Source organism: Kribbia dieselivorans NBRC 106261 (assembly GCF_001552435.1).
Lineage (GTDB): Bacteria > Actinomycetota > Actinomycetes > Actinomycetales > Dermatophilaceae > Kribbia > Kribbia dieselivorans.
Genome location: NZ_BCRE01000187.1, coordinates 1 through 10,647 on the forward strand (window position 1 = coordinate 1; position 10,647 = coordinate 10,647).

Below are 10,647 nucleotides of genomic sequence, written 5' to 3' on the forward strand. Positions count from 1 at the left end.
GGATCCGGGTCGGTGACCGCGACGATGACGCGGGCGATGCCGGCGTCGAGCAGGGCCTGGGTGCAGGGGCCGGTGCGGCCGGTGTGGTTGCACGGCTCCAAGGTGACGACGGCGGTTCCCCCGCGTGACGACGCTCCGGCCGCGCGCAGCGCCTCGACCTCGGCGTGCGGGCGCCCGGCCTGCGCGTGGAAGCCCTCACCGGCGATCTCGCCGGCCGCGTCGAGGATGACGCACCCGACGACGGGATTGGGGCTGGTGCGGCCCAGCGCGAGGCGCGACAACTCGATGGCGCGGCGCATCGCCTCGACCTCGGTTGGGGTGGCCTGGTGCGGCACCGGTGCTCCTGTCGCTCGGTACACCTGCCCGGGGTACCCCGGTGACGACTGGGTCGTCACCGCACGACGGAGGACCGCTCGCGTGCCCGGAGACTCGCGGACGGATCGCCGTCGCGTGCTGCCTCTCATCCGGACTTTCACCGTCGGTCCCGGAATTCCACCGGATCGGCCCGTGGCTTCGGGTCACCCCTCCACCGCAGGTTCGCGGACTATCACCGCCGGTTCGGAATTACACCGACCCCGGAGCACGCGTACGTGAAGATCTCGTACCCGAGCAACATAGCATCGGCCGCGCGGGGCTCGGCAGAGTGTGTCCACACTCACGCTCGGTGACAGGGCGCGGGCGTCGAGCGGGTGGTGCGCCGAACGGCGTCAGGGCCGCCACCCGAGTGGGTGACGGCCCTGACGATCCGGGAAGGCCGCAGGTCAGCCCTGCAGGCCCCGCATGATCTCGGCCATGAGCTCGGCGGTCTCGGACGGCGTCTTGCCGACCTTGACGCCAGCAGCCTCAAGGGCCTCCTTCTTGGCCTGGGCGGTGCCGGCCGAGCCGGTGACGATGGCGCCGGCGTGACCCATGGTCTTGCCCTCCGGAGCCATGAAGCCCGCGACATAGCCGACGACCGGCTTGGTGACGTTCTCCTTGATGTAGGCGGCCGCACGCTCCTCCGCGTCGCCACCGATCTCACCGATCATGACGATGGCGTCGGTCTCGGGGTCGTTCTGGAACGCCTCGAGCGCGTCGATGTGGGTGGTGCCGATGATCGGGTCACCGCCGATGCCGATGGCCGAGGAGAAGCCGAACTCCCGCAGTTCGTACATCATCTGGTAGGTCAGCGTGCCCGACTTCGAGACCAGACCGATGCGACCCGGGCCGGAGATGTCGGCCGGGATGATGCCGGCGTTGGACTGGCCGGGCGTGATGATGCCGGGGCAGTTGGGGCCGATGATGCGGGTCTTGGAGCCGACCGAGTAGTTGAAGAACTCGGCGGTGTCCTTGACCGCGATGCCCTCGGTGATGACGACGACCAGCGGCATCTCGGCGTCGATGGCCTCGATGACCGCGCTCTTGGCGAACGCCGGCGGCACGAAGACGACCGAGACGTTGGCGCCCGTGGCGTCCATGGCCTCGGCGACGGTGCCGTACACCGGGATCTGCTTGCCCTCGGGGAAGTCGACGCTCTGGCCGGCCTTCTTGGGGTTGACACCACCGACGATGTTGGTGCCGGAGGCGAGCATGCGCGTGGTGTGCTTCATGCCCTCGGAGCCGGTCATGCCCTGGACGATGACCTTGCTGTCAGCGTTGAGGAAGATTGCCATGTCTGTTCAGTCCGCCCTTCAGTTCGCCGCAGCGAGTTCGGCAGCCTTGCGGGCCGCGCCGTCCATGGTCTCCTCGACGCTCACCAGCGGGTGGTTGAACTCCTCGAGGATGCGGCGGCCTTCCGCCACGTTGTTGCCGTCGATGCGCACGACGATCGGCTTGGTCGCGCTGTCACCGAGCTCCTTGAGCGCGCCGACGATGCCGTTGGCGACCGCGTCACAGGAGGTGATGCCACCGAAGACGTTGACGAAGACCGACTTGACCTGCTCGTCGCCGAGGATGACGTCCAAGCCGTTGGCCATGACCTCGGCCGAGGCACCGCCACCGATGTCGAGGAAGTTGGCCGGCTTGGCCGCGCCACCGGTGAAGTCGTCACCGGAGTAGGCCACGACGTCCAGGGTGGACATCATCAGACCGGCGCCGTTGCCGATGATGCCGACGTTGCCGTCGAGCTTGACGTAGTTCAGACCCATGCCCTTGGCCTTGGCCTCCAGCGGGTCGGCGGCCAGCTCGTCCTCGAGGGCGGCGTGCTCCGGCTGACGGAAGTCGGCGTTGGCGTCCAGGGTGACCTTGCCGTCGAGGGCGACGATGTCACCCTCCTCGGTCTTGACCAGCGGGTTGACCTCGACGAGGGTGGCGTCCTCCTGGGAGTAGACATCCCAGAGCTTGACCAGGACCGGGGCGATCTTGGCGCCGGTCTCGGCGTCGAAGCCGGCCGCGTCGACGATCTCCTGGGCCTTGGCCTCGTCGATGCCGACGTTGGGGTCGACGGCGATCCGGGCCAGGGCCTCGGGGCGCTCGACGGCGAGCTGCTCGATCTCCATGCCGCCCTCCTTGCTGCACATCGCAAGGTAGTTGCGGTTGGAGCGGTCGAGGAGCACCGAGAAGTAGTACTCCTCGGCGATGCGCGCACCCTGGGCGATCATCACCTTGTGCACGGTGTGGCCCTTGATGTCCATGCCGAGGATCGCCGTGGCGTTCGCCTCGGCCTCGTCGGCGGACTTGGCCAGCTTGACGCCACCGGCCTTGCCACGGCCACCGGTCTTGACCTGGGCCTTGACGACGGTCACGCCACCGGAGTTCGCACCGATGGTCTCGTGCGCCGCGCGAGCCTCCTCGGGCGTGGTGGCGACGGCGCCGGCAAGCACCGGGACACCATGCTTCTCGAACACATCACGTGCTTGGTACTCGAACAGATCCACGAGACTTCGTCCGTCCTCACTGTGTCGTAATGGGTCCGCGCGAGGTCACGCCCGGACGTTGGCCCGCGTTGGCCACTGCGAATGGTTGCATGACGAACACAGCAGCCGTATGGCGGGTTCACCATGAGAAACGCGCGGGCGTGAGCCATCTCACACTCGCAAAGTTCCCATGTGGACATCGATTTTGCATAACGGATTGGTCACGCTAGTCTCGCCGAGGCATCAGATCCCCCCAGCTCTGACGTCACTGTTCTCTCTCCCTTTCGGAAGGTTCTTCGGGCGTGACTCACTACGTGCCGCGGCATGGTGGCCGACACCGCAAACCCCGCACTGGCCTTCGCCTCCCGGCTGCCCTGACCACCGGTTACGCCCTGCCGACCGCGGCTGCAGCGACGCTGCTGGCGACCGCCTCCGGCGCAGCGATGGCCCAGCCGTCGAACACGCCGAGCGATGCCGCGCCCATGGCGGCGGGTTCCTCGTTCGCCTCTGTCGCCCAGGCCGAGGACGCCCGCGCCACCGTGGCCGCCACGCAAGCCGTCAACGATGAACTCGACGCACGACGCTCCGCCGCCACCAGCGCGACGGCTGCGCTGCAGGGTCGCCAGCAGGAACGTGAGCGTGTCGCCCGCACCAAGGCCCGCGAGGCGCGTCAGAAGGCTGCCGCCAAGGCGGCTGCTCGCGCCCGGGCCGCAGCGAAGGCGGCTGCCGCCGCCGAGGCGGAGCGTCGCAAGCTCGCCAAGAACTGGACGTCCGCCATTCCGGGTGGGGCGCCGCTGACCTCCGGTTTCGGTTACCGCTGGGGCCGACTGCACGCCGGTGTCGACTATGGCGCGGCGACCGGGACTCCGCTCGTGGCGATGTCGTCGGGCACCGTGACCTACGCCGGGTGGATGTCGGGCTACGGCAACATGGTGGAGATCCGGTACCACGACGGCACCGTCTCGCGGTACGGCCACATGAACTCGATCTCCGTCGGAGTGGGCCAGCAGGTCATGCGCGCCGATGGTGTCGGCACGGTCGGCAACACGGGTCGCTCCTTCGGGTCGCATCTGCACCTGGAGATCCGCCCCGGTGGCGGCGCTCCGGTCAACCCGCTGCCCTGGCTCGCGGCGCACGGTCTCTGAGCCACTGCTTCCGCCCAGCGCCACCGGAACGGGTCTCCGTCACACGAAATAAGCCTGCGTCACACGAAATAACCTGCCACGCTCGCACTCTTCGTGTGACGCGCCCCGGTTCGTGCGGCCCCGGGCCCGAACTAGCCGGGCCCCCTGACCGGCCCGTACCGCTCGCGGGCGGTGGCCAACGCCGTCGCCAACCGCCGGGCGAGCGCCGCCGGCTCCCAGAGATCTGCCGCGACGACCCGCTCAACGTCGAAACCCGCGCGTCGGATCCTGTCCTCGCGACGCTTCTCCTTCTTGAGCACGGCAAAGTCCGCCGAGTCGGCTGCACCGTACTTCGACTCCCCGTCGTACTCGACGACCAGCACGCCATCGACCAGCAGGTCCACGCGCGCGAAGGCCCGACCGTCATCGCCGATGATCGCCGCCTGCGGTTCGACATCGCCGATGCCACATTGATGGAGCAACCACCGCACCCGGGTCTCACCGGACGACTCACTACGCCCGTCCGCCAGCTTGGCGACCAGTTCCGCAGTGCGCCGCCCCACCCGCAACCGCAGCGTGTCAATCGCGGAGCGCAGATCGCCTCGGGACATGCGACCGAGGTTCAGCGCCGAGTCGGCTGACACCAATCCCGCCTCTGCCCCGAATGACGCCGCAACCTGTGCCACGGCCGCGGCCACCGTCACCGTGCGCCGCTCACCCCAGGTGACGAGGAGCTCAGCCGGGACCCCGGGGTGCAGCGACACCGTGGGCGCCGCCCGCCGCTCACGCTTCCTGGCGGGCGGTTCGGCGGGGTCCGGCACGAAGTGCACCCGCTCGTCAACCCCAAAGACCTGGACCCGGTGGACCGCCAGTGCGCTGTGATGACTCAGGGCCCGGCCCCGGCCGACCTGGTCGTACACGGCCAGCGCGCGTATCCGCTGTCGTTCCCACGGCGGCGCCGCGCGCCACGTGGACCCCAGGGCAAACACCCCGCGTCGCAGCGCGACCAGCTCACCGGATCGGCGCCAACGGCGAAGGTCCGCGTCCGAGCACCCCATGTCGCGCAGATCCCCCGTGGTGGCGTGTCCGCGAAGCCGCACGGCGACCCCGACAGTGGTCGGCAAGGGGGAATTGGCGCGGGTCGTCACGGCCCCACAGTGCCGGAAATGGCGCGGACCCCGGGAAAGTTATCCCCAGGTCACTTACGGGCGCACCGACCGCCGCGACCCCCTGACCGCAACGCGCGGAGCCGAGCGTCACAGGAAGGGCTCCACGGTCACCGGTTATAACGTGCCACGGACGACGGCTTCGTGTGACGCTCGGCCCCACAGCGGTCACCGGCGCACGGAACTCAGCTGAGCGGGCCTCCGGACTCGACGACCTCGACCAGATCGGCAATCGAGTCCACGACGACCTCAGGGCGGTACGGAAACCGTTCGATATCGCTCGGCCCGGTCGACCCCGTGAGGACGAGCGCCGTCCGCAACCCGGCTTCGAGACCCGAGACGATGTCGGTGTCCATCCGGTCACCGATCATCACGGTGGTCTCGGAGTGGGCCTCGAGGCGGTTGAGCGCACTGCGCATCATGAGCGGGTTGGGCTTGCCGACGTAATACGGCTGGCGGCCCGTCGCCGTCGAGATCAGCGCCGCGACCGAGCCTGTCGCCGGCAGCGTGCCCTCGGCCGATGGCCCGCTCGGATCGGGGTTGGTCGCGATGAACCGCGCACCGCGCTCGATCAACCGGACCGCCTGGGTGATCTGCTCGAACGAATAGGTACGCGTCTCACCGAGGACCACATAGTCCGGCGTGCGGCTGGTGAGGATGTAGCCGACGTCGTGGAGGGCCGTGGTGAGACCGGCCTCGCCGACGACGTATGCCGTCCCACCCGGTCGCTGATCGGCGAGGAACTGTGCCGTGGCCATCGCCGAGGTCCAGATCGACTCCTCGGGGAGGTCGATACCGCTCGAGAGCAACCGCGCGCGGAGGTCGCGTGGGGTGAAGATCGAGTTGTTGGTGAGAACGAGGAAGGGGCGACCGGCGGACGTGAGGGCCTCGATGAAGTCGGCGGCTCCGGGGATGGCGTGTTCCTCATGGACGAGCACCCCGTCCATGTCGGTCAACCACGTCTCGATCGGGTGCGGCTCGGTCATTCCGACATTGTGGCGTCTCAGATCTTCTCCAAGGGCGCATATCGCAGCAGCAACCGCTTCGTGCCGTGCTCTCCGCCGAAGTCGACGTGCACCTGCGTCTTGTCGCCACTGCCCTCGACCCGCACCACCGTGCCGAGTCCGAACGCGTCGTGCGTGACGCGATCTCCGTCATGCAGCGACAGCAACGGCCGGTTGCCCGGCGACCTCACCCCGGGCCGTTGCGCCAAGGTCGCCACCGCCGGTTCCGCGCCGAATCGACGCCCCGCCGCCCCACCAGCCAGGCGACCGCCGCCGCCCAGCCGTTCCCACTCGACGAGATCGGCGGGGATCTCATCCAGGAACCGCGACGCCGGGTTGTACTGCGGCGCCCCGAAGGCCGAGCGCACCGAAGCGCGCGACAGGTGCAACCGCTCCCGCGCCCGCGTGATGCCGACGTAGGCGAGTCGACGCTCCTCCGCCAATTCCTTGGGATCGGACAGCGACCGCATGTGCGGGAACGTCCCGTCCTCCAGACCGGTCAGGAAGACGACGGGGAACTCCAGACCCTTCGCCGTGTGCAGCGTCATCAAGGTGACCACACCCTGCTCCGCCGCTTCGTCGTTCTCGGGGATCTCGTCGGCATCGGCCACGAGACTCACCTGTTCGAGGAAGTCGTCGAGGCTGTTGACCTCACCCGTCTCGGCGCGCTGCCCATCGAACTCGCGCGCGACGGAGACGAGTTCGGCCAGGTTCTCGAGCCGCGTCTCGTCCTGCGGGTCGCGGCTCTGGCGCAATTCGCTGATGTACCCCGAACGCTCCAGCACGGCTTCGAGCAGGTCCCCCACACCACGCTCGTCGTCCTCGTGGATCATGCGGAACTCCTCGAGCAGCGCGGTGAACCCCTTGATCGCGGTCGCCGACCGGGTCGCAATGCCCGGAGCGTCGTCGGGTCGGCCCAGCGCCGCGACGAACGGGATGCGTTCTCGTTCGGACAGGGCCGTGATGCAGGCCTGCGCCCGGTCACCGATGCCGCGCTTGGGCACGTTGAGGATCCGTCGCAGGTTGACCGTGTCGGTCGGATTGGCGATGACGCGCAGGTACGCCAGCGCGTCCTTGACCTCACGGCGCTCGTAGAACCGCGTGCCGCCGACGACCTTGTAGGGCAGGCCGACGCGCACGAACACCTCTTCGAGGGCGCGGGACTGGGCGTTCGTGCGATAGAACACGGCCACGTCACCGGGACGCACCCCGTGTTCGTCGTGTAGGTGGTCGATGGTGCGCGCCACGAAGGCTGCCTCGTCATGCTCGGAGTCGGCGACGTACCCGACGATCCGCGGCCCCTCCCCCGACTCCGTCCACAGGTTCTTCTTACGGCGATCCGGGTTGCGTTCGATGACCGCGTTGGCGGCGGTGAGGATCGTCTGGGTGGAGCGATAGTTCTGCTCGAGCAGGATCGTGTGCGCGTCGGTGTAGTCCTCCTCGAACTCGAGGATGTTGCGGATCGTCGCCCCGCGGAACGCGTAGATCGACTGATCCGCATCGCCGACGACGACGAGTTCGGCCGGCGGCACCGCGGGCGCCTCCGACTGCCCGGCCAGACCCTGCGTCGAACCGGCCCCGCCGACGAGTTCACGCACGAGCGCGTACTGGGCGTGGTTGGTGTCCTGGTACTCATCGACGAGGACGTGCCGGAAGCGCCGACGGTAGTACTCGGCGACGTCCGGGAAGGCCTGCAGCACGTGCACCGTCGTCATGATCAGGTCGTCGAAGTCGAGCGCATTGGCCTGACGCAGCCGCCGCTGGTACATCGTGTACGCCTCGGCCAGCACCTGCTCGGCGGGCGTGCCGTCGGCGGCCTTGGCGGCGAACGCCTCCTCGTCGACGAGTTCGTTCTTGAGGTTCGAGACCTGGTTCGAGAAGGAGCGCGGTGGGTAGCGCTTCGGGTCGAGGTCGAGGTCGCGCATGACCATGGCCATGAGGCGCTGGCTGTCGGCGGCGTCGTAGATGGAGAAGCTCGACTTGAACCCGATCTTCGCCGCCTCGCGCCGCAGGATGCGCACGCACGCGCTGTGGAACGTCATGACCCACATGGCCTTCGCGCGGGGGCCGACCAGATCTTCGACGCGCTCACGCATCTCGGCGGCGGCCTTGTTCGTGAACGTGATCGCGAGGATCTGGCCCGGCTGTGCCCCACGCGCGGCGAGCAGGTAGGCGATGCGGTGGGTCAGCACCCGGGTCTTGCCCGACCCTGCGCCGGCGATGATGAGCAGCGGCCCACCTTCGTGGACCACGGCCTCACGCTGCTGCGGGTTGAGGCCGGCCAGCAGCTCCTCGGGGTCGCGCAGCGAACCGGCGCGGGTCGTGTCACCGGCCCAGTCGGGCGGGGGTGGCGGAGCGTCGTCCGGCGGCGGAGCGTCGTCGGCCAGCGCCCACAACGGCACACCCGCGGCAGTCACTCCGCCCTGGTCGGCGGGCTGCCACGGGGCATCAAGGTGATCGAAGAGGTTGCTCATGTTCGCCGACAAGCGTACGTGCCACCCCTGACAACGCTCACCGGCCGCCATACTGGCCTCATGTCGCGCAAGGGCGAGTACGGCGATCCGGTCATGCTTGACGTCGACGGGTTCGAGGTGCGTCTGTCGAGCCCGCAACGGCCGTACTTCAGCGAGCGGGGCGAGACGAAACTCGATCTGGCCCGGTATTACCTCGCCGTCGGGCCGGGCATCGTCAACGCGTTGCGCGAGCGACCCTGCATGCTCCATCGATTCCCGGACGGCGTGGACGGCACCAAGGTCCATCAGAAGCGGCTGCCGCGCGGCGCTCCGGCATGGGTGGAGACGGTGCGGCTGCATTTCCCGCGGTACAACCTGCATGCCGATGAGCTGTGCGTGACGCGGCTGGCCGACGTCATCTGGGCCGTGCAGATGAGCACGGTCGAGTTCCACCCGTGGAACAGTCGGCGGGCGGACGCCGAGACACCCGACGAGTGGCGGATCGACCTCGATCCGATGCCGGAGGCGACCTGGGCGGATGTGCGGCGCGTCGCCCACGTCTGCCATGAGGTGCTCGACGAACTCGGCGCGATCGGGTGGCCGAAGACGAGCGGCGGACGCGGCCTGCACATCTACGTCCGCATCCGGCCGGAGCACGGATTCGCCGACGTGCGGCGGGCGGCGCTGGCGTTCGCGCGGGAGGTCGAAAGGCGAGCACCGCAGATCGTGACGACGACGTGGTGGCGCAAGGACCGCGCTCCGTCATCGATCTTCGTCGACTACAACCAGAACACGCGCGATCACACGATGGCGGCCGCGTACAGCGTGCGGGGGAATCCGCGCGGGACCGTCTCCACGCCGATCCGGTGGGACGAGATCGATGACGTCGAACCCGATGACTTCACGATCGCCACCGTGCCCGCTCGATTTGCGGAGCTCGGTGACCTCTACTCGGGCATCGACGCGGCGGTCTTCGACATCTCGCCGTTACTCGAATGGGCCTCGCGTGATGAGGCAGCGGGCGTCGAGACTCCGCCGGAGGACGAGACTGCGCCGCAGTGAGCGCGGGGGCATGGATCTACGCTGCACCCATGGCCCACATCGTTCGCCCCGACGCCCGTTACCACCGTTCATACTTGGAGGCGGCTGACGAACTGGCCGCGGCCGGAGAAGCGAACGCGAACCATTTCGTCCCGGGCGACGGCGCGTGGGTGCTCCCGGCCGATGCGGGGTTCGACGGTCTGACGTTCACGCGCGAGTCGCTCGAGGACCCGGCGGAGTTCCGGCGTTTCGTGCGGGCGCGGCGGGCCGATGAGCTCGAGGAGACGGCGCGGCCAACGGGGTGGGTGCCGTGCACGTTCCTGTGGTTCATCGACGGAGACCGGTACCTCGGGTCGATCGCGTTGCGTCACCGACTCACCGATTCGCTGCGGGCGGACGGCGGGCACATCGGCTACACGGTGCGGCCGTCGGCGAGGGGCGAGGGGCATGCGACCGAGGCGTTGCGGCAGACGCTGGAGTTGGCTGGCGAGATGGGATTGGACCGGGTGTTGCTGACGACGGACCGGGACAACGAGGCGTCGATGGCGGTGATTAGGCGGTGCGGCGGGGTCCAGGTGATGGAGACGAACGGGTCGGCGGATGTGCCGGCGATGACGGTTGCGGGGAAGTATTCGTTCTGGATCGATGTGCCGGCGCCGGAGCCTGAGGAGATGTAGGGGTTCGTTGCACGGAGTGCAGGGTTTCTGGAATGTGAGGTCCGTTCGTCACATTTCACGAAACCGCCCTCTGTTGTTAACCTAAAGTTCGCTTTCAAATAGGACATCTGTTCTTATAAACTTGGAGGCATGTCCACGACAGCGATGCACCCAGGTACGACGCGACCGGCTCCGGCCGGGGTCGCGTCGGTGGTTGGTGTGCCCGCTGGGGTGCCTGGTGATCGACACTGGCTCGCGGTGGCCGGAGAGGCGATCGGTCAGGTTGTCGTGCCCGAGCAGTTCGCCTCCGAGTCCGAGGCGCAGCGGTACATCGCGGACCTGGATCGGATCCAGGCGCAGATCGCCGGG

The 10,647-nt window shown here is 68.5% G+C and carries 10 protein-coding genes and 1 riboswitch; of the genes, 4 read left to right on the forward strand and 6 right to left on the reverse strand.

Translation table 11 applies throughout. The features are described 5' to 3' along the window. The 3 genes from KD1_RS13740 to sucC all read right to left on the reverse strand — a co-directional run. On the reverse strand, window positions 1-335 hold a 335-nt coding region (locus tag KD1_RS13740; RefSeq protein ID WP_370670762.1), incomplete at its 3' end, for a bifunctional diaminohydroxyphosphoribosylaminopyrimidine deaminase/5-amino-6-(5-phosphoribosylamino)uracil reductase RibD. Window positions 336-446: 111 nt separating this feature from the next. Continuing rightward, window positions 447-588, reverse strand: a riboswitch (FMN riboswitch). 173 nt (window positions 589-761) lie between these two features. Beyond that, a complete protein-coding gene (gene sucD, locus KD1_RS13745; RefSeq protein ID WP_068402840.1) occupies window positions 762-1,652 on the reverse strand; it encodes a succinate--CoA ligase subunit alpha in 891 nt (296 codons plus the stop codon). An 18-nt stretch (window positions 1,653-1,670) separates the two neighbouring features. Next, the gene (gene sucC, locus KD1_RS13750; RefSeq protein ID WP_068402842.1) at window positions 1,671-2,855 is read right to left on the reverse strand and encodes an ADP-forming succinate--CoA ligase subunit beta; all 1,185 of its coding nucleotides are present in this window, start codon (window positions 2,853-2,855) and stop codon (window positions 1,671-1,673) included. A 281-nt stretch (window positions 2,856-3,136) separates the two neighbouring features. Here sucC and KD1_RS13755 point away from each other — a divergent pair, with 281 nt between their 5' ends. Beyond that, on the forward strand, window positions 3,137-3,979 hold the full coding sequence (locus KD1_RS13755; RefSeq protein WP_068402844.1) for a M23 family metallopeptidase: 843 nt from the start codon (window positions 3,137-3,139) through the stop codon (window positions 3,977-3,979). 131 nt (window positions 3,980-4,110) lie between these two features. Here the strand turns inward: KD1_RS13755 and KD1_RS13760 are convergent, their stop codons facing one another. From KD1_RS13760 to pcrA, 3 genes are all read right to left on the reverse strand, one after another. After that, window positions 4,111-5,106, reverse strand: a complete 996-nt coding sequence (locus KD1_RS13760; RefSeq protein WP_083542484.1) for a type IV toxin-antitoxin system AbiEi family antitoxin domain-containing protein — start codon at window positions 5,104-5,106, stop codon at window positions 4,111-4,113. A 203-nt stretch (window positions 5,107-5,309) separates the two neighbouring features. Then, entirely contained in the window at window positions 5,310-6,110 is an 801-nt protein-coding gene (locus tag KD1_RS13765; protein ID WP_068402846.1) for an HAD-IIA family hydrolase, read from the reverse strand. 17 nt (window positions 6,111-6,127) lie between these two features. Then, window positions 6,128-8,602, reverse strand: coding sequence for a DNA helicase PcrA (gene pcrA, locus KD1_RS13770; protein ID WP_068402851.1), 2,475 nt, complete (start codon window positions 8,600-8,602; stop codon window positions 6,128-6,130). A 60-nt stretch (window positions 8,603-8,662) separates the two neighbouring features. Between pcrA and ligD the strand changes: the two genes are divergently transcribed. The 3 genes from ligD to KD1_RS16645 form a co-directional block, all read left to right on the forward strand. Continuing rightward, a complete protein-coding gene (gene ligD, locus KD1_RS13775) occupies window positions 8,663-9,643 on the forward strand; it encodes a non-homologous end-joining DNA ligase (RefSeq protein ID WP_068402847.1) in 981 nt (326 codons plus the stop codon). Between the two features lie 29 nt (window positions 9,644-9,672). Beyond that, window positions 9,673-10,299, forward strand: coding sequence for a GNAT family N-acetyltransferase (locus KD1_RS13780; protein ID WP_068402849.1), 627 nt, complete (start codon window positions 9,673-9,675; stop codon window positions 10,297-10,299). Window positions 10,300-10,428: 129 nt separating this feature from the next. Next, the coding region (locus KD1_RS16645; RefSeq protein WP_157073362.1) for a hypothetical protein at window positions 10,429-10,647 on the forward strand (219 nt) is incomplete at its 3' end.